General features: G+C 22.0%; 16 protein-coding genes. 7 read left to right on the top strand and 9 right to left on the bottom strand.

Going from position 1 to position 20,408, the window contains the following annotated elements; translation table 11 throughout:
* Positions 1-7 precede the first annotated feature (7 nt).
* Positions 8-766: a bifunctional demethylmenaquinone methyltransferase/2-methoxy-6-polyprenyl-1,4-benzoquinol methylase UbiE gene (gene ubiE, locus H0H33_RS02455; protein ID WP_185877826.1), complete on the bottom strand. Its 759-nt coding sequence runs from the start codon at positions 764-766 to the stop codon at positions 8-10.
* 108 nt (positions 767-874) lie between these two features.
* Here ubiE and H0H33_RS02450 point away from each other — a divergent pair, with 108 nt between their 5' ends.
* From H0H33_RS02450 to H0H33_RS02425, 6 genes are read left to right on the top strand one after another with little or no spacing between them, the layout of a single operon-like run.
* Positions 875-1,987, top strand: a complete 1,113-nt coding sequence (locus tag H0H33_RS02450; RefSeq protein ID WP_185877825.1) for a 3-oxoacyl-ACP synthase III family protein — start codon at positions 875-877, stop codon at positions 1,985-1,987.
* 2 nt (positions 1,988-1,989) lie between these two features.
* The gene (locus H0H33_RS02445) at positions 1,990-2,262 is read left to right on the top strand and encodes a type B 50S ribosomal protein L31 (protein WP_185877824.1); all 273 of its coding nucleotides are present in this window, start codon (positions 1,990-1,992) and stop codon (positions 2,260-2,262) included.
* Entirely contained in the window at positions 2,259-3,476 is a 1,218-nt protein-coding gene (locus tag H0H33_RS02440) for a putative sugar nucleotidyl transferase (protein ID WP_185877823.1), read from the top strand. The genes H0H33_RS02445 and H0H33_RS02440 overlap by 4 nt, the downstream gene beginning before the upstream one ends.
* Before the next feature lie 12 nt (positions 3,477-3,488).
* Positions 3,489-5,789, top strand: coding sequence for a 5-methyltetrahydropteroyltriglutamate--homocysteine S-methyltransferase (metE, locus tag H0H33_RS02435; RefSeq protein ID WP_185877822.1), 2,301 nt, complete (start codon positions 3,489-3,491; stop codon positions 5,787-5,789).
* 19 nt (positions 5,790-5,808) lie between these two features.
* Complete coding sequence (locus H0H33_RS02430; protein WP_185877821.1) at positions 5,809-6,222, top strand: SufE family protein; 414 nt, start codon at positions 5,809-5,811, stop codon at positions 6,220-6,222.
* A gap of 49 nt (positions 6,223-6,271) precedes the next feature.
* Positions 6,272-7,645, top strand: a complete 1,374-nt coding sequence (locus tag H0H33_RS02425) for an aldehyde dehydrogenase family protein (RefSeq protein WP_238785592.1) — start codon at positions 6,272-6,274, stop codon at positions 7,643-7,645.
* Here the strand turns inward: H0H33_RS02425 and rpoN are convergent.
* From rpoN to H0H33_RS02395, 6 genes are read right to left on the bottom strand one after another with little or no spacing between them, the layout of a single operon-like run.
* Entirely contained in the window at positions 7,640-9,136 is a 1,497-nt protein-coding gene (gene rpoN / locus H0H33_RS02420) for an RNA polymerase factor sigma-54 (RefSeq protein ID WP_185877820.1), read from the bottom strand. The genes H0H33_RS02425 and rpoN overlap by 6 nt on opposite strands.
* A gap of 26 nt (positions 9,137-9,162) precedes the next feature.
* A complete protein-coding gene (gene asnS / locus H0H33_RS02415; protein ID WP_185877819.1) occupies positions 9,163-10,557 on the bottom strand; it encodes an asparagine--tRNA ligase in 1,395 nt (464 codons plus the stop codon).
* A gap of 4 nt (positions 10,558-10,561) precedes the next feature.
* Positions 10,562-11,116, bottom strand: coding sequence for a ribosome-recycling factor (locus H0H33_RS02410; protein WP_185877818.1), 555 nt, complete (start codon positions 11,114-11,116; stop codon positions 10,562-10,564).
* Positions 11,117-11,122: 6 nt separating this feature from the next.
* On the bottom strand, positions 11,123-11,839 hold the full coding sequence (gene pyrH, locus H0H33_RS02405; protein WP_185877817.1) for a UMP kinase: 717 nt from the start codon (positions 11,837-11,839) through the stop codon (positions 11,123-11,125).
* A 13-nt stretch (positions 11,840-11,852) separates the two neighbouring features.
* Positions 11,853-13,283, bottom strand: coding sequence for a Glu/Leu/Phe/Val family dehydrogenase (locus tag H0H33_RS02400; protein ID WP_185877816.1), 1,431 nt, complete (start codon positions 13,281-13,283; stop codon positions 11,853-11,855).
* Between the two features lie 25 nt (positions 13,284-13,308).
* Positions 13,309-16,068, bottom strand: coding sequence for a class I tRNA ligase family protein (locus H0H33_RS02395; RefSeq protein ID WP_185877815.1), 2,760 nt, complete (start codon positions 16,066-16,068; stop codon positions 13,309-13,311).
* Between the two features lie 89 nt (positions 16,069-16,157).
* On the opposite strand from H0H33_RS02395, the gene mgtE reads away from it, so the two are divergent.
* Positions 16,158-17,513 carry a magnesium transporter gene (gene mgtE, locus H0H33_RS02390; RefSeq protein ID WP_185877814.1) on the top strand — a complete coding sequence of 452 codons (1,356 nt, stop codon included), beginning with the start codon at positions 16,158-16,160 and terminating at the stop codon, positions 17,511-17,513.
* On the opposite strand, the gene H0H33_RS02385 is transcribed toward mgtE, so the two are convergent.
* Positions 17,483-18,484 (bottom strand): RluA family pseudouridine synthase, encoded by a 1,002-nt coding sequence (locus H0H33_RS02385; protein WP_185877813.1) that lies wholly within the window; start codon positions 18,482-18,484, stop codon positions 17,483-17,485. The genes mgtE and H0H33_RS02385 overlap by 31 nt on opposite strands.
* 26 nt (positions 18,485-18,510) lie before the next feature.
* Positions 18,511-20,343: a PASTA domain-containing protein gene (locus H0H33_RS02380; protein ID WP_185877812.1), complete on the bottom strand. Its 1,833-nt coding sequence runs from the start codon at positions 20,341-20,343 to the stop codon at positions 18,511-18,513.
* Positions 20,344-20,408 lie beyond the last annotated feature (65 nt).

The following is a 20,408-nucleotide window of genomic DNA, read 5'->3' as shown; positions in this document are numbered from 1 at the left end:
AATAAATTTAATTAATATTTTTTTCTAAAAAATATATTGAAGCTATTCCAAATGTTAATTTTTTTGTATTTATCAAAATAAAATTTTCATTTTGAAAAATATTTTTTATCCGTTTTTCATCAAAAGAAAAAAAATATATCGATTTATTTAGATAATTATAAGCACAATAATTTTTAGATAAAAATCCTCCTATTTTAATCATAAATAATTTATTGTATAAATAGTACATGTTTCTAAAAAAAATATTATTCGGTTTAGAAAATTCTAAAATTATTAATTTTCCATATGATTTAATTACTCTATACATTTCTTTAAAAGATTTGTGAATAAATTGAAAATTTCTTAATCCAAAAGAAATTGTTATAATATCAAATGTTTCATTATCAAATGGTATATTTTGGGAATAACCTTTAATAAATGAGATATTATTTTTATAATTATTATTAATTTTTTTTAGTTTTTTTTTTGCTACTTTTATCATTTTTTTAGATGGATCCAATCCGATAATTTTAGATCCATCAAATTCATTAAGAAGTAGAAAAGATAACTCCCCTGTTCCAGAAGCCAAATCTAATATTTTTAAATGTTTATAATTTCTTTTAACATAAAATTTTTTTAAAATATCAATCACATTTTTTCTCCAAAAAGAATCTAATCCAAATGATAAAATATTATTGATTATATCATATTTTTCAGATATGTTATCAAACATATCTTTTAATTTTTTTTCTGATTCATAAGAAAAATCATTTTTATAATTATTCATTAATTATAGTTAAATTTTATTTTATAAAATTATAAACATATATGATAATATATATTATTTTTATATTCAATATTTTTTATTTTATTTTTTATTTATAAATTTATTTTGATGATTCAATCAATCATTATAGGAACTGGTCATTATTTACCAAAAAAAATTATAAAAAATGAATATTTTTTAAATTGTGAATTTTACAATAAAAAAGGATTAAAAATCAATAAATCTAATAAAGAAATTATTGATAAATTTAAAGATATTACAGAAATAGAAGAAAGAAGATATGTAGAAAAAAATGTATTAAATTCAGATATTGCAACAATTGCAGCAAAAAGAGCATTAATTAATTCAAATATTTATAAAGAGGAAATAGATTATATCATATCCGCTCATAATTATGGAGATATTAATCCTGATTCTTTTCAATCTGATTTTGTTCCTTCTATTTCAGCTAAAGTAAAAAATAAACTTAAAATTAAAAATAATAAATGTAGACCATATGATATGGTTTTTGGATGTCCAGGGTGGATAGAGGGGATGATTTTAGCAGATCAACTTTTAACATCTAAATATGCTAAAAATATATTAGTAATTGGATCAGAAACATTATCTAATGTTATTGATCCATATGATAAAAATTCTATGATATTTTCTGATGGAGCAGGTGCGGTAGTTTTATCTGCAATTAACATTAAAAATGAAAAGTTTGGAATTATCAGTTATGATAGTCAATGTAACAATAATGATGAATTGTATTATTTATCAAATGGACCTTCTGTAAACTCAGATTATAATAAATCTTTAATTAACATTAAAATGAATGGAAGAAAAATTTATGAATATGCATTAACTGAAATGCCAAATATGTTAAAAAATCTTCTTGATAAAACAAACTTTCATTTAAATGATATAAAAAAAATATTGATTCATCAAGCTAATGCAAAAATGGATTATGCTATTTTAAATAGATTATTAAAATTATATAATTATCATTTAGATAATGATTTTAATAAAAAAATTATGCCAATGACTATTCAAAAATTCGGTAATTCATCTGTAGCTACTATCCCTACTATATTAGATTTGATATTAAAAAAAAAAATATCATATCATAGAATCAATCCTGGAGATGTTATATTAATGGCCTCATTAGGAGCAGGCATGAATATAAATTGTATGATTTATCGTTTTCAAAATAAACAAAATAAATTAATTAAAATTTAGTTATGAAAAATAAAATACATCCTAAAAATTATAGACTTGTTGTATTTAAAGATATTAATAATGATAAAATTATTATATGTAAGTCTACAATAAAAACTAAAGAATATATAAAAATAAATGATAAAGATTATCCATTATATAAAATGGAAATATCTAGTTATTCTCATCCATTTTTTACTGGGGAAAAAAGATTTTTAGGTAAAACAGGTCCTGCTGAAAAATTTAAAAAAAAATATGAGAAGTATAATAAAATTAAAAAAAATTATAACATATGAATTTTATATTATATGATGATTCAATTATATGGAATAATTTATTACCATTAACTTTTACTAGACCTATATCAGAAATAAGGTTTGGGATTTTGACTGTGAAAGAAAGATGGGAAAAATTTATAGGAAAAAATATAAATTATTTATTTACAAAATCATTTCTTTTAAAGAAATATTCTACGGATGAAAAAAATCTTCCTTTTAATAATATGTTATTGATAAATTCTTCATATTTACCTGATAATAATCTTGTTGATATAATTTTTTCTATGAAAAATGATGAAGCTATATTATTCAATAACAAAATAGTAGCTATAAAAAAAAAGTTTTTTTCCTATGAAGATTATAAAAAAAATGTTTTAAAAAATAAAATATATAATAAAGTTTATAAAGTAGATAAATTAGTTAATATTCAATATATATGGGATATTTTCATTAAAAATTCATTTTTTTTAAAAAAAGATTTTTTGTTTTTAACAAAAGAAAAAAAATCACATTGTTTATTGGGTAATAATATTCTTTTGAATAAAGAAAAAATATTTCTTAAAGAAGATTTAGAAGGAAATAATATTGTATTAAATGCGAAATCTGGCCCAATATATATTGAAAAAGAAGTAACTTTAATGGAAGGGACAGTTATAAGAGGTCCAGCTTTTATTGGAAAAAAATCAATATTGCATATAGGATCAAAAATATATGGAGGGACAACTATAGGTCCATCTTGTAAAATGGGAGGAGAAATTGAAAATTCTATATTTTTTTCGTATTCTAACAAAGCACACAATGGTTTTATAGGAAATTCTGTTGTAGGAGAATGGTGTAATTTAGGAGCCGGTACTAATGTATCAAATTTAAGAAACGATTATTCAAATTCAACAGTTTGGAGTTATGAGAATAAAAATTTTATTCCTACTGGAATAAAATTTTTTGGGGTGATAATGGGAGATCATTCTAAATCATCTATACATACTCAATTTAATACAGCAACAGTAGTAGGAGTTGGTACAAATATTTTTGGATATGGATTTCCTCCTAGATATATTCCATCATTTTCCTTAGGAGGAATAAAAAAAGAAATAAAAAATAATAAGGAAAATAAAAGAATTCCATTTAAGGAAATATGTAAAACTGCCAATATAGTTATGAATAGAAGAGGAAAAGTTTTTTCTTTATTAGAAAAAGAAATATTGGAATATTTATATAAATATAAAAATTAAAAGATTTATTTAATGTTGAAACATAATTTAGGATTTCCTCGTATAGGAAGGCATAGAGAATTAAAAATAGCTTGTGAAAATTATTGGGCTGGTCATATTGACTTAATTACTTTATTTGAAGTAGGTAAAAAAATACGTAAAGAAAATTGGAATTTTCAGATAAAATCTAATTTAGATTTAATTCCATGTAACGATTTTAGTTTTTATGATCACGTTTTGGATTTATCTTTATTAATAGGTACAATTCCTGAAAAATATTTAAATCCAAAATTTGACAACAAAATGGATTTATATTTTTCCATGGCTAGAGGATATCAAAATAATAATTTTGATATTAAAGCGATGGATATGACTAAATGGTTTAATACTAATTATCATTATATAGTACCAGAATTTATTAAAGAACAAAAATTTTTTATTTATTCAAAAAAAATATTTGATGAAATAGAGGAATTAAAATTGATATTAAATTCATCGGATAAAATTAAACCTGTTTTGATAGGCCCTGTTTCTTATCTATACTTAGGTAAAGAAAATGATACATCATTTAATAAAATGGATCTAATTGAAAATATTTTAACTGTTTATATAGAAATTATTGATACTTTATCAAGTAAAAATATAAAATGGATTCAATTAGATGAACCAATACTTTCTTTAGATTTATCAGATCGTGAAAAAAATTGTATACAATATGCTTATAGGAAAATATACAAATATTTTAATAATCATGATATAAAAATTTTGTTAACATCTTATTTTGATGGAATTTCAGAAAATTTATATCTTTTCGAAGAATTTTTTACATATATAGATGCAATACATATAGATTTAATAGAAGATCCTAATCAATTAGATAAAGTTTTATCCTTTATTAAGGAATCAAACATAATATTATCTATAGGAATTATTGATGGAAGAAATATATGGAAAAATAAATATATAAATTCACTAAAAAAAATTGAAAAATCTATAAATTCAATTGGTGAAGATCGTGTAATGATTGCTCCTAATTGTTCATTATTACATGTTCCTATTGATTTAAAATATGAGAAATCTATTCATATTAATATAAAAAATAAAATGTCTTTTGCAAGACAAAAAATTGAAGAGTTAAATGATTTGGAAAAAATTATAAAAGGAAAAAATAATATATTATTAAATAATTCATCAATTATAAATGATTTAAAAAAATCTAATATTATTCATAATAATAAAATAAAAAAAAGATCTTATGATATAAGTGATAAAGATATAAAAAGAATAAGTAATTTTTCAAAAAGACAAAAAAAACAACATAAAGCTTTTAACTTACCATTATTTCCTACTACAACTATTGGCTCTTTTCCACAAACAAAAGAAATTAGAATAATAAGAAATAAATTTATTAAAAAGAAATTGTGTAAAAAAGAATATGAAAAAAAAATAAAACAATTTATTTCAGAAGTTATTAAAAAACAAGAAGATCTTGGTTTAGATGTTTTAGTTCATGGAGAATTTGAAAGAAATGATATGGTAGAATTTTTTTCTGAAAAATTAAATGGAATGTTATCTACTAACAATGGATGGGTACAAAGTTATGGTAGTAGATGTGTAAAACCTCCAATTATATACGGGGATGTAAGTAGAAGTGAAAAAATAACTACTAATTGGATTTGTTATGCACAATCCAAAACTAAAAAATTGGTAAAAGGAATGTTAACAGGTCCTGTTACAATATTAAAATGGTCTTTTGTAAGGGACGATCAATCTATAGATCAAACTGCATATCAAATAGCATGGGCTATAAGGGATGAAGTTATAGATTTAGAAAAATCTGGGATTAAAATAATTCAAATAGATGAACCGGCATTAAGGGAAGGATTACCTTTAAAGAAAAAAAATTGGGGGGGGTATTTTAATTGGTCTATTAGATCATTTCATATTGCATCTAGTGGAGTAAAAGACGAAACACAAATACATACTCATATGTGTTATAGTGAATTTAATGATATAATTAAACAAATATCAAATTTAGATGCAGACGTAATTACTATAGAAAGTTCTAGATCAAATATGGAATTATTAAAAATTTTTTCTAGATTCTCTTACCCAAATGAAATAGGACCAGGAATATATGATATTCATTCTCCAAGAATTCCTACTGAAAAAGAAATATTTAACTTAATTAAAAAAGCATCTAATTTTTTACCAAAAAGAAATATATGGATCAATCCAGATTGTGGATTAAAGACTAGAACTTGGAACGAAGTATTACAATCTATTAATAATATGGTTAAAGCTGCCAAAATTGCAAGGATTAAACTAGGTTAATTATATGAATTTATATAAAATGAATCTCTTACAAAGAGAAAAAATGATAAAATATGAATTTGAATCTATTAATGGTTGGGAAGAAAAATATCAATTTCTAATTGATTTAGGAGATGAATTAAAAAAAAAATCGGATGAATTCAGGTCTAATGATAAACTAATAGATGGTTGTCAGTCTAAAGTATGGTTAGACGCTAAACTAAAAAATAAAAGAATATTTTTTTATGCTGATAGTGACGCATTATTACCCAAAGGAATGATAGTCCTTATAATTAAACTATATTCTGGATTATTTCCTAAAGAAATTATTCATTCCAATAATAATATTATTTATGAAATAGGATTAACAACATTTTTATCACCCATTCGTTCTAATGGAATATTACTTTTTTTAAACAAAATAAAATTTTATTCTAAATATCTTAGTAAGTAAGCAAGAAGATATGATTAAGATATTATGTAGTTAATAAATATTTTAAATTATGTTTAAAACAGTTAACCCTGAGAATAATAAAGTTATAAATAAATATTATTTTTTTTCTGAAAAAGAAATTAAAAGTAAATTAACTATATCAAAAAAAATATTCGAGGAATGGAAAAAAACATCTTTTCATATTAGAGTTAAATATATAGATAAATTATCTTCTATTATATTAAAAAATAAAGATAATATGGCTAATATGATTACTAAAGAGATGGGAAAGCCGATAAAACAATCGAAATCAGAAATTAACAAAAGTGTTAATTTGTGTAAATTTTATTGCAATAATATAAAAAGTTTTAATTTTATTAAAACAATAAATAAAAAAAATACACCATACTATAAATCATATATTAGATATGAGCCATTAGGTACTATACTTGGTATTACTCCTTGGAATTATCCTATTTGGCAAATTATTAGATTTTCTATTCCTAATTTAATATTAGGAAACGTTGTTTTAGTAAAACCATCGATTAGTACTGCCGGTTGTTCTATTCTTTTAGAAAAATTGTTTTCAATTTCTGGATTTCCAACTGGATTATTTCAAGTATTATTAATAAAGGAATCAAATATAAAATATATAATATCTAGTGATATTGTACATGGGGTCTCATTTACAGGTAGTACTAATTCTGGAAAAATTTTGGGGGCTATATCCGGAATGAATATAAAAAAATCAATTATGGAATTAGGTGGAAATGATGCTTTTGTTGTATTAAAAGATACAAAAAATAGTATAAATAAAATTTCTAAATTAGCTACATTTTCTAGATTAAGTAATACAGGACAATCTTGTATATCTGCAAAAAGATTTATTGTAGATAACTCTTTATTAAATGATTTTATTGATTTAGTTATAAATGAAATGGAAAAATTTAAAAGAGGTGATCTATATAATATAAATACAAAAATAGGATATATTTCTAGAAATGATTTATCTAATAAATTAGATAATCAATATAAAAAAATTTTGTATAATGGTGGAAAAATATGTTTAAATACTAAAAGAAATAAAAATTTTTTTTCTCCATCTTTATTAAAAATTGATAAAGAAAATAAAATATCTTATGAAGAAGAATTATTTGGACCAATAGCATTAATTATCCCTTTTCATCATGAAAAAGATATCGTTGATATAATAAACAATACAATTTATGGATTAGGTACATCTATTTGGACAAATGATATAGATAAAGTAGAAAAATTAACTTGTGAAATAAATTCTGGAATGATATTTATTAATAAAGTTGTAGAATCATCACCAATATTTCCTTTTGGAGGAATTAAAAAATCAGGATATGGAAGAGAATTATCTATTTATTCTATAAATGAATTTTCTAATTGTAAAACAATAGTTGTAGATAGGTTATAATATTGTTTTTCTCATTCTTGCTACAGGTATTTTCATTTGATTTCTATATTTTGCTATTGTTCTTCTAGCAATAATGTATCCATTTTTTTTTAGAATTTTTGATAATTTTTCATCAGTTAAAGGATTTTTTTTATTTTCATTAAAAATAAATTCTCCTAAAAAATTTTTAATTTCAATAGAAGAAATATATTTTCCGTATTTGTTTTTCATTTTTTCAGAAAAAAAATTTTTTATTAAAAATGTTCCATATGGTGTATTAACGTATTTACTATTAGCAACACGTGAAACTGTTGAAATACCTAATCCGGTTTTTTTAGAGATATTTTTTAATATCATTGGTTTTATTTTTATGGGGTCACCAGTAATAAAATATTCTTTTTGATAATTCATTATAGCATTCATAGTTAACATTAGTGTGTTTTGACGTTGTTTAACTGCATCTACAAACCATTTTGCAGAATTTATTTTATTTTTAATAAAAATTACAGTTTTTTTGTCATTTTTTTTGTTATTATTTGTATATTTTTTTAACATATTTAAATATACATTAGATACCCTTAATTCTGGTGCATTTCTATGATGTAATGTTAATTCTAACCTTTCATCTACTATAGATATAGTAAAATCTGGGATTATATAATCTAATATTTTATTATTTTCAGAATACATTTTTCCTGGTTTTGGATTTAATTTTTTTATTAAATAAAATACATTTTTGAGTTTACTACTATCTATTCTCAATTTTTTTTGTAATTTTTTATAATGTTTTTTTATAAAAGATTCAAAATTGTTTTTTATAATTTCTTTTGCAATTGAGTTATATTCAATAGAAAAATTTTTGTTCATGTTTAATTGTATTAATAAACACTCTTGTAAATTTCTAGATCCTATTCCAATAGGATCTAATTTTTGTATATATTTAACAATTAATTGTTCTATTTTTTCTGTACTAACTGATTTTCCTAAAACTATAAAAATATCATTAGATAGTAATTCAGATTTTCTTCTTAAATAACCATCATCATCTATATTACCTAATATAAAATCAGCAATTAATAAATCGTTACTATTCAAACGAAATGTATGTAATTGATTTTTTAAATATTCTTGAAATGAATATTTTGATGCAATAATTGGAGTATAATTATTATTTTTTTTAAAATTTTGATGATTTATTAATTTAAATTCTTCTAATTCATCATCACTTAAGTAAGTCATATATTCATCTATATCTGATATTTCAGATTCTTTTTCTATATTGTTATTATCAAGATTAGAATCTTTTTCATTTAAAGATTCTGTATTATTTTTATCTTCAAAAGGATCTTCACGAAAAGAAGACGACTCTTCTTCCAAAGCTGGATTATTATCTAGTTCTTGTCTAACTTTTTGTTCAAAATCTAAAATAGATAATTGAACTAACTTCATTAATTTAATTTGTTTAGGTGATAATTTATGTTGACCTTTTTGATATAATTGTTGTTTTAACATTATTGAAATTATTGAAAAAATATTATTTATAATTTTGTATAACCAGGCGTTCTTGGAAATGGAACAACATCTCTAATATTATTCATTCCTGTAATAAACTGAACGAATCTATCAAATCCTAAACCAAATCCACTATGAGGTACAGATCCAAATTTTCTTAAATCTAAATACCACCAGAGTGTATCTATATTTAGTTTTAATTTTTCAATTCTATTTATTAATATTTCATAACGTTCCTCTCTTTGAGATCCTCCAATAATTTCACCGATTCTTGGAAATAAAATATCCATTGCTCTAACAGTCTTTTTATCATCATTCATTCGCATATAAAAAGGTTTAATAGAAGAAGGATAATTAAATACTACAACAGGAATTCCATTAAAATATTCTTCTACTAAATATCGTTCATGTTCTGATTGTAAATCCATCCCCCAATAAACTGGATAAATAAAATTTACATTTTTTGTTTTTTCTATTTTTTTTAAAATTTTTATAACCTCCGTATAAGTAACTCTATAAAAAGAAAATTTTAATATGATTTCTAATATTTTTAGTATAGAAAAATTTTTTTTTTTATTCCATTTTTCTACATTTTTGTTTAAAAATGATAAGTCTTCTATACAATTATCAATAATATATCTAATGGTTAATTTTAAAAAATTTTCTGCTAAATTTATATTGTCCTCTAAATGATAAAATGCAATTTCTGGTTCTACCATCCAAAATTCAGATAAATGTCTTTTAGTATTTGAATTTTCTGCTCTAAATACAGGACCAAAAGTATAGATTTTACCTAATCCCATAATAGCACATTCTGCTTCTAATTGACCAGATACACTTAAATAAGATTTTCTATTAAAAAAATACTTATTATCATCTTTTTCTTTTTTAGATGTAGAAATTACTTGAAAAATTTGTCCCGTACCTTCACAATCAGAATAAGTAATAATAGGTGTATGTAAATATAAAAAATGTCTTTTATTAAAATATTCGTGTATAAAAAAAGATATAGAATTACGAATTCTCATTATACAACCAAAAATAGTTGTTTGAAATCTTAAATGAATTTGTTCTCTAGTTTTTTCTAGACTATGAGTTTTTGGTTGTATAATAGATTTTTGTATAATATTGTTGTCCACTAAACTATAAAATTTTATTTCATAAAGTTTTAATTCAATATCTTGTTCATTTCCAAAACTTTTTTTTATAATCCCCATAACTCTAATAGATGATCCAACTGTAATTTTTTTTTTCAAATTTCTAGATAAAATTATCTGTAAATTTTTTACTGTAGATCCATCATTTATAATTATAAACATAGAATGTCTAAAAGATCGTACCCATCCTTCCACTATCAATTTTTTATTTTCAAATAAAATTCCTTTATCTAAAATTTCTTTGATTGAGTATTTATTGATCATTTTTTTATATTCTTAGTATTTCTTCTTTTTTTTTATTGGAAAAAATATCTATTTTTTTTATATACTTATTTGTAATATTTTGTATTTTATTTTCTCCTAATTTTAAAAGATCATCAGATATTATTAATTTTTTTATATGTTGATTATTTTTTTTTCTAATATTTCTAATTAATATTTTTGAATGTTCTGTATAAACTTTTATTTTTTTTACTAGATCTAGTCTACCTTCTTCTGTAATAGAAGGAATTTTAATATAAATTATTCCTCCTTTATTAGTAGGCATTAATCCTAAATTTGCGTCTATAATGGTTTTATCAATTAATGAAATTATGGTTTTATCCCATGGTTGAATAGTAATATTTTTATTATCTACAATTAGAATATTAGAAATTTCTAATAATGGAACAAATTCATTATAATATTTTATTTTTATTTTTTCTAAAGTAGAAGCTAATGATCTAATTCCTAAACGGATTTGACTAATATTTTTTTTTAAAATATTAAAAATTTTTTCCATTTCTTCTGTACATAAAGATAAAATTTCATCTAATTTTTCCATGATTTTTTATTTTTTTGAAACTAAAGTTCCAATCTTTTCTCCAGAAATTAATTTTTGAAGATTTCCTCTTTTATTAATATTAAAAATTATAATAGGTAAATTATTTTCATTTCCTAAAATAAATGCTGTTTGATCCATTACCTTAATTTTCATTTGATATGCCATATCAAATGATATATTATTTAATTTTTTAGCATATTTATTTTTCTCAGGATCTGTTGTATAGATTCCATCTACTCTAGTTCCTTTTAATAAAACATCAGCTTTAATTTCTATAGCTCGTAAAACAGCTGCCGTATCTGTAGTAAAATAAGGATTTCCAGTACCAGCTACAAATATAACAACTCTACCTTTTTCAAGGTGATAAATTGCTTTTTTTTTTCCAAAAGGTTCTGCTATTTGATCCATTCTAATTGCTGTTTGGATATGTGTACATATACCTAATTTTTCAAGATAAGACTGGAAAGCTATACCATTAATAACAGTTGCTAACATTCCCATATAATCACCTTCTATACGATTAATAGTATTTTCTCTAATTCTTCTAGAAAATCCTCTAAATATATTTCCACCTCCTATAACTATAGCAAGTTGCCCTCCCATATTTACAACTTCCTTAACTTCTTCTGCATATTGTGTAAGACGGTTAGAATAAATGCCAAATTCACTGTCTCCCATAAGAGATTCTCCACTTAATTTCAACAATAATCTTTTATACTTCATGTATGTACTATTTTCATGGAAAAATTCCTAATTTTTCATAAGAATCAATAATTTTATTTATAGCTAATAAAAAAGATGTTGTACGAAAATTTTCTATATTTAAAGATTTTTTTAAATCACGGATTTTATGAAATCCACTAATCATTGTATCTTCTAAACCACTTCTTACTAGATCTATTTCGTTGGCACCTCTTAATATAATTTTTTTTTCATTTTTTGATATCTTTTTTTTACATACAGTTTCTACCATATGTAATAATTCTCCATTCATATTTTCACTAAACTTTTTTTCCACTCTTCCATAACGAACATGACTTAAATTTTTTAACCATTCAAAATATGAAACAGTTACGCCTCCAGCATTTAAGTAAATATCTGGAATAACAATTATTCCCTTTTTTTCTAATATAGAATCTGCTTCAGATGTAATAGGTCCATTCGCAGCTTCTCCAATAATCTTTGCATTAATTTTGTGAGCATTATTTTTATGTATTACATTTTCTAATGCAGCAGGAATTAATATATCACATTCTATTTCTAAAGCTTTTTCTGTTTTTTCAATATTTGTTGCTCCTGGAAAATTTAAAATAGAACCTGTATCTTTTAAATGTGAAATAACGTTATAAACGTTTAATCCATTTTTATTATATATAGCTCCTTCTCTTTCCGCTAAAGCTATTATTGTAGCATCAGAATTATAAAAAAAATTAGCAGTATGATAACCTACATTTCCTAATCCTTGTATTATTATTTTCTTACCTTCAATTCCAACATCAAGACCAATAGAAGACATTTCTTCTTCAAGACTACATAATTCTTTAATCCCATAAAAAACTCCTAATCCAGTAGCTTCTTTTCTTCCTCTGACTCCTCCTTGGGATATAGGTTTTCCTGTTACACAGGCTAATGCATCGATATCTCCTGGACGTAAAGAAGTAAAAGTATCTAAAATCCAACTCATTTCTTTTTCTCCTGTTCCATAATCAGGTGCAGGTACGTCGATTCCTGGGCCAATAAAATTTTTTTTTATTAATTCATAGGTATAACGCCTTGTTATCTTTTCTATATTATCTTTTGACATAGATTGAGGATCTATTTTTATTCCACCTTTAGCTCCTCCAAATGGAACATCCATTATTGCGCATTTATAAGTCATTAATGCTGCTAATTCCATGATCTCATTTTGATTAACTTTACTACTATACCTAATTCCTCCTTTACATGGAAGTTTATGATGAGAATGTTGAACTCTATATGCTTCTATTATTTTTATTTTTTTTTCTATTTTTACAGGAAAATGTATTTTATAAACAGCATTACATGTTTTAATTTGATCCAAAAGACCATTATCAATGGAAATAAACTGTGCAGCTTTATTAAAATTTTTTTCTATATTAGAATTAAAAAAATTGTAACCAGTTTTATTTTGGTTGTTTTTTGACATAAAAAGTATTTAATAAAATAAATCGTCAATATAAAATATTTATTATTTTTTTTGGTATTATAATTAATTTTTTTAATTTTTTTTCTTTTAAAATATTTTTTGTTTTAGGATGATTTAATATATTATTTTTTATTTTATCTATAGTTAATTTTGAATCAAAATTTTCTATAAATTTTAATTTTCCATTAAACATTATTATGTATTTAATTTTATTATTTAATAATAATTTTGATTCAAAATTAGGAATACTAGTGTACATGATAGATCTTTTTTTTCCAAATTTTCTCCATATTTCTTCAGATATATATGGAGCAAATGGAGAAATTAATTTTACTAATGGTTCTAATATTTTTATTTTATTACATTTCATTTTAATCAATTTTTTAACAAAAATCATAAAAAAACTTATACATGTATTAAAAGAATATGACTCTATTTTTTCATCTATTTTTTTTATAAGATTATTTAATAATTTTAATTCATTAATTGTAGGATTTTTTTTAATTACATTAAATTTTCCATTTTCATGATATAGTCCCCAAAATTTTTTAATAAAATTTTTTATACCATTTATTTTTTCTTCATCCCAAATTTTAGATTGTGTAATAGGTCCTAAAAACATTTCGTATATTCTAAATACATCTGCCCCGTATTTCTCAGATATATCATCTGGTTTTATTACGTTATATTTAGATTTAGACATCTTTTCTAATTTTCTTTTACAGAAAAAAATTCCTTTTTCTAAAATAAAAGTTGCATCATGAAATAGTGGATAAAATTTTTTAAATTTATTTAGATCTATTTTATTATTTTCTTTTTCTATAATTAAAGAAATATCTACGTATATTTCTTGTAATAAAAATTTATATTTTTTATAATTTTTTAAACCATAAGATATAAATATTTTTTTCCCAATTACTTTTAATATAATAACTGAATGATGTAATATCATACCTTGATTTATTATTTTTTTAAATGGTTCTTCTGATTTAATCCATCCTCTATCTTTTAAAAATTTATTCCAAAATCTTGCATAAATTAAATGTCCAGTATTATGTTCGGATCCTCCAATATATAAATCAACGTTTTTCCAATAATTTTCTTTTTCTTTACTTAAAAAAAAATAATTATTATTAATATCCATATAACGTAAGAAATACCAACTAGATCCAGCCCAACAAGGCATTGTATTTATTTCTATGGGAAATACAGATATCTCATCTATAAGATGATTTGATACTATTTTCATTTTTTTTTCATCCCAAGCCCATTTTTTTGATCTATATAACACAGATTTTTTATCTTTATTTTTTTGATGATAATTTTTTATTTTTGGTAAAATGATAGGGAGTTTATTAGTAGGAATAGCAATAGGAATTCCTTTTTTAAAATATATAGGTATTGGTTCTCCCCAATATCTTTGTCTAGAAAAAACAGCGTCGTACATTTTATAAATTATTTTCATTTTTCCTATTCCTTTTTCTAATAAAAAATCTATTATTTTTATTTTTGCTTCTTTTCTATTTAATCCATTTATTAAATTAGAATTAATACATACTTCATTTTTTTTTTCAATTTGGTATTTTAATACATTAATTGTTTTTATATTTAATTTTGAAGAAAATGTTTTACTTATTTTGTCATGTCCAGGTATTCCTAAATAAACTTTATTATTATTGTTTATATAAAAAAAATCACTAATGAAAATAGGGATTTTTTCATTTGTAATAGGATGTATTGCATAATAATTTGTAAATACACTATTTTCAATAAATTTTAAATTATTGTCTATATGAAAATTTTTTTTGTAAAAAATTTTTTTTGAAATAAAATGATTTTTTGATAATGTGATAAATGTTATCCCAAATATAAGTTCAGGATATAAGATGATAGTTTCTATTTTACCTATATTTAATATATCAAAAAATATTGAAATTACTTTAGATTTACCAATCCAATTTAATTGTGATTTTTTTAAAGATTTAGAACATTTTATATAATTTAATCCTTTAATAAGTCTATTTGAATAAGCAGTTGTTCTAATATGCCATTGTAACATTTTTTTTTTATATATAGGATGTCCACCTCTTATACTTTTTCCATTATTTATTTCATCATTAGCTAACACAGTTCCCAATTCATTACACCAATTAACTATACTTTTTTGTAAAAATGCTAATCTATAATATTGAAGAATAGTTTCTTTTTTTAAAGAATTATAATTTTTCCATGTTTCTGAATGGAATTTTATATTATATGAAGTATATGCATTTATTTTGTAGTTTCCATTTTTTTCAAATTCATTAATTAAGTTTTTTATAGGTTTAGCTTTTTCGTCTTTTAAATCATACCATGAATTAAAAATTTGTATAAACATCCATTGAGTCCATCGATAATACATTGGGTTACTAGTACTTAATTTTCTACTCCAATCAAATGATATACCTATGTTATCTATTTGATCTTTATATTTTTTTTCATTTTCATAAGTTATATCATATGGATTTTTTCCAGTTTGTATGGCATATTGTTCTGTAGGTAATCCAAATGAATCGAATCCCATTGGATTTAAAACATTATATCCTTTTAATCGCTTATATCTTGCATAAATATCTGATGATATATATCCTAAACAATGTCCTATATGTAATCCAGATCCAGATGGATAAGGAAACATATTTAAAATATAATATTTTTTATTTTGATTCTCTTTTATACGAAATGTATTATTTTTTTTCCAATATTTTCTCCATTTTTTTTCAATTTCTTTAAAATTGTATTCCATTTTACTAATAATTAGTTACAATATTTTTATAAAATATGTATAATATTTATTTGTATTATAATATAAAACAATATTAAAAAAATATAAAAATGTTTAATGAAAATGAATATAAAAATAATTTTTTAAATAGAAACTATTTGAATAGTTTAACTATTAGTCTATTAGTAAAATTAATACATGATCATACAGATGATATAGTCAATATATTTAATTTATTAAATGATTGTAAAGCAAGATCTGTATTTAGAGTATTAGATTTTCCTATAAAAAAAATTTTTATAGAAAAAATTCATTCAATAAAAAGAAAAGAATTTTTAAATAATCTATCAGTAGATGATCGTGTTTCTTTTTTAGAAGATCTTCCCAAAGATTTTTTAAAATATCTAATTAAATATTTAAATCCTGAAGAAAAAAAAAAAACATTGATATCTTTAGGATATCCTGAAAATAGTGTGGGGAGATTAATGGTACCATATCATATAGAGGCAAAAAAAAATTGGACGGTAAAAAAAGTATTAGATTCCATAAGAAAAGAAATTAAAAATAGTAATATAATAGAAATTATTTATATAATAGATAATTATGGAAAATTAATAGATGATATTAAAATAGGAAAATTTTTATTAGTAGATCCAAATACAAAAGTTTATGAATTAATGGATGGAAAATATACTGATGTATTAAAAGTAACTGATACAGAAGAAGAAGCTACTAAAATTTTTTATATGAATAATAGGACATCTTTACCTGTTGTAGATGATCAAAATTATTTATTAGGAATCGTTACTATTGATGATATTTTATGGATTTTTAATGAAAATTATAGAGAAGATTTACAAAAAATGGGGGGAATGGAAGTAATAAATCAATCATATTTAAATATTTCTTTGTATAAATTGATTAAAAAAAGAGCAAGATGGTTGATACTTCTTTTTATAGGGGAAATGCTTACTACAACGGTCATGCAAGAATTTTCAACTTTTATAGAAAAAGCAATCATATTATCTTTATTTATTCCTTTAGTTGTATCTAGTGGAGGAAATAGTGGATCTCAAGCTTCTAGTTTAATTATTCAGGCAATGGCTTTAGAAGAAATTAAAATGAAAGATTGGTGGATAGTTATGAGAAGAGAAATTATTTGTGGTTTTTTTTTGGGAGTTATTTTAGGTTTTACAGGGTTTTTACGAATTATTATATGGCATAATATGAAATTATTTAATTATGGATATCATTGGATTTTAATTGGTATTACTATATTTTTATCTTTAATAGGAGTAGTTTCTTGGGGTACATTTAGTGGTTCTATGTTACCATTTATTATAAAAAAATTTGGGGGGGACCCAGCTAGTTCATCTGCACCATTTGTAGCTACGTTAGTAGACGTAATTGGATTAATTATATATTTTTCTATATCTTATTTTATATTACATGGAATATTATTATAATGGAAAAAATCTCTACAGAATTTTAATACTTTTTTTAGATCGTTTGGTATTGGACAATAAAAATAACATTTTTTTCCATTATTTGGATGAATTAATGATATGGACACTGCATGTAAAGCTTGTTTTGATAAAATTTTAAAACATTTTTTGAAAAAAATTTTATATTTTTTAGACATTTTTTTAAAAAAAAATTTTCTTTTATTATAAACAGAATCATTAAAAATAGGATGTCCTATATATTTAAAATGTACTCTTATTTGATGAGTTCTACCGGTTCCTAATTTACAGGAAACATATGTTAAATATTTATTAAATCTTTCTATAACATTATAATAAGTTATGGAGTATTTACCGTAATTATCAAAATTACTATTAATCATTTTTTTTCTATCTTTTGGATTTCTTTTAATAAAACCATTAATTATACCACATTTTTTTGGAATTTTACCCCATACTAGAGCTATATATTCTCTGTGAATTTTTCTATAAAAAAATTGTTTTATTAAATTTTTTTGAGATTTATTATTTTTTGCTACAACCAATATACCTGAAGTATCTTTATCTAACCTATGTACTAATCCACATCTATATAAATTTGAACATTTTGAATTTAAGTAATATTTAATACCGTTAATTAACGTACCAGATTCGTTACCATATCCTGGATGAACTACCATACCAGATGGTTTATTTATAATTAAAATATCATCATCTTCATGTATAATATTTATATCAATTTTTTCTGAAATAAAATTTAATTTTTTTATTGGAGTTTTTAATGGTATATCAATTTTAATATGATCATATGGTTGAATTATATAATTATTATTTATAATACGTTTATTAACTAGAATGTATCCCATTTTAATATATTTTTGTATTTGATTTCTACTAATGTGATGAATTTTATTTTTTATAAATTGATCTATACGAATTTTTTTTTGATTTTTTCCTATTAAAATGGTATTCATTTTTATATTAATATTTTATTATTTCCTTAGCATAAACTATATGGTTTTGATTTTTTTGTACTCCCTTTCGCTTTATTCTTTATACTTCCTTTCGTTTTATTCTTTGTATTTCCTTGTGTTTTATTCTTTATATTCCCTTGCGTTTTATTCTTTGTATTTCCTTGTGTTTTATTCTTTGTATTTCCTTGTGTTTTATTCTTTATATTCCCTTGCGATTTGTTCTTTATACTTCCTTTCGTTTTATTCTTTGTATTTCCTTGCGATTTGTTCTTTGTATTTCCTTGCGATTTGTTCTTTGTATTTCCTTGCGTTTTATTATTGATGATCCCTTGCGATTTGTTCTTTGTATTTCCTTGTGCTTGTGATTGATTCTTTATACTTCTTTGCGCTTTATTCTTTGTATTTCCTTGTGATTGATTCTTTATACTTCCTTGCGCTTTATTCTTTGTATTTCCTTGCGTTTTATTCTTTGTATTCCCTTGCGTTTTATTCTTTGTATTTCCTTGTGATTGATTTTTTATACTTCCTTGCGCTTTATTCTTTGTATTCCCTTGCGTTTTATTCTTTGTATTTCCTTGCGTTTTATTCTTTGTATTTCCTTGTGATTGATTTTTTATACTTCCTTGCGCTTTATTCTTTGTATTTCCTTGCGCTTTATTCTTTGTATTCCCTTGCGTTTTATTCTTTGTATTTCCTTGCGCTTTATTCTTTGTATTCCCTTGCGTTTTATTCTTTGTATTTCCTTGCGTTTTATTCTTTGTATTTCCTTGTGTTTTATTCTTTGTATTTCCTTGTGATTGATTCTTTATACTTCCTTGCGATTTGTTTTTTGTATTTCCTTGCGTTTTATTCTTTGTATTCCCTTGCGATTTGTTCTTTGTATTTCCTAAAAATTTTCTATGAATTATATTGTTATCTATATCATTTTTATCAATCGTATTTTTTTCAATTTTATGATCTATATCATTTTTATCAATCGTATTTTTTTCAATTTTATGATCTATATCATTTTTATCAATCGTATTTTTTTCAGTTTTATGATCTATATCATTTTTATCAATCGTATTTTTTTTTGATTTAATCCATATGTGAATAATTTCATTATAATGATATTGTTTATAAATTTTTTTATTTTTATATTTATTAAAAATATTATTATTCCATACGTTATTAATAAATATAGTATATATTTTATTATCAACATGATAAATAATTTTTTTTAATTTTTTTTCTATAAAAATAGGAATTGCATGATTTGTAGTCATTCCAATTACATTAGGAATAGGTGTAAGATTATTATCTATTTTTCCTATTATTAAAGTAATATAATTTTTATAAAAAGGGAATAAATATCCATGATTGATTACTTGATTTTTGTAAATAACTTTTAATACTATATTATTTCTATTATTATTTTTTACTTTGTGATATTTAATTTTTTTAATTAGAATATGATTTTTATTGAGAATATCTATAGCTGTGGATTCTGTTTTATTTAAAATATTTGGTAAGACAGGTTTAAATAATTCTTTAGAATTATAATTGATCCATATAAAAATACATCTCCCTTTTTTTACACAAGATCCATATTTAGGATATATATATATAACTTTATGTTTATTAAATGACTTAATTTCATTTTTATAAATATTTTTTATATTATATTTTAAACCTAATTTTTCTATTATAGATATAGATTTTGAAAGAGTTAAATACTGTAGGTTTGGTACAATTACATAAATTCCATGTTTAGTGTAAGAATCAATCCACCTAAATGTTATCTGTGATATTTTATGTACTAAAAATATGGAAAATAGTATATTGATTATTATAATAAATAAATATTTTATTTTCACCATAGAAAATTTATAAATACTTAATAAAATACCAATAATAATTTTAATTTTATTATTATATTTTTTGA

Origin of the sequence: Blattabacterium cuenoti (genome assembly GCF_014252415.1) — a bacterium.
Taxonomy (GTDB): Bacteria; Bacteroidota; Bacteroidia; order Flavobacteriales; family Blattabacteriaceae; genus Blattabacterium; species Blattabacterium cuenoti_Y.
The sequence above is the reverse complement of the archived record's forward strand: the minus strand, read 5'-3'. Positions and strand labels throughout refer to the sequence as shown.

Bases quoted from the DNA above. Each gene is read 5' to 3' on its own strand.
- H0H33_RS02445 (WP_185877824.1), top strand. From the start codon at position 1,990: ATGAAAAATAAAATACATCCTAAAAATTATAGACTTGTTGTATTTAAA.
- H0H33_RS02430 (WP_185877821.1), top strand. From the start codon at position 5,809: ATGAATCTCTTACAAAGAGAAAAAATGATAAAATATGAATTTGAATCT.
- H0H33_RS02380 (WP_185877812.1), bottom strand. From the start codon at position 20,343: ATGGTGAAAATAAAATATTTATTTATTATAATAATCAATATACTATTT.
- ubiE (WP_185877826.1), bottom strand. From the start codon at position 766: ATGAATAATTATAAAAATGATTTTTCTTATGAATCAGAAAAAAAATTA.
- H0H33_RS02425 (WP_238785592.1), top strand. From the start codon at position 6,272: ATGTTTAAAACAGTTAACCCTGAGAATAATAAAGTTATAAATAAATAT.
- H0H33_RS02400 (WP_185877816.1), bottom strand. From the start codon at position 13,283: ATGTCAAAAAACAACCAAAATAAAACTGGTTACAATTTTTTTAATTCT.
- H0H33_RS02395 (WP_185877815.1), bottom strand. From the start codon at position 16,068: ATGGAATACAATTTTAAAGAAATTGAAAAAAAATGGAGAAAATATTGG.
- H0H33_RS02440 (WP_185877823.1), top strand. From the start codon at position 2,259: ATGAATTTTATATTATATGATGATTCAATTATATGGAATAATTTATTA.
- asnS (WP_185877819.1), bottom strand. From the start codon at position 10,557: ATGATCAATAAATACTCAATCAAAGAAATTTTAGATAAAGGAATTTTA.
- H0H33_RS02410 (WP_185877818.1), bottom strand. From the start codon at position 11,116: ATGGAAAAATTAGATGAAATTTTATCTTTATGTACAGAAGAAATGGAA.
- H0H33_RS02385 (WP_185877813.1), bottom strand. From the start codon at position 18,484: ATGAATACCATTTTAATAGGAAAAAATCAAAAAAAAATTCGTATAGAT.
- metE (WP_185877822.1), top strand. From the start codon at position 3,489: ATGTTGAAACATAATTTAGGATTTCCTCGTATAGGAAGGCATAGAGAA.
- mgtE (WP_185877814.1), top strand. From the start codon at position 16,158: ATGTTTAATGAAAATGAATATAAAAATAATTTTTTAAATAGAAACTAT.
- H0H33_RS02450 (WP_185877825.1), top strand. From the start codon at position 875: ATGATTCAATCAATCATTATAGGAACTGGTCATTATTTACCAAAAAAA.
- rpoN (WP_185877820.1), bottom strand. From the start codon at position 9,136: ATGTTAAAACAACAATTATATCAAAAAGGTCAACATAAATTATCACCT.
- pyrH (WP_185877817.1), bottom strand. From the start codon at position 11,839: ATGAAGTATAAAAGATTATTGTTGAAATTAAGTGGAGAATCTCTTATG.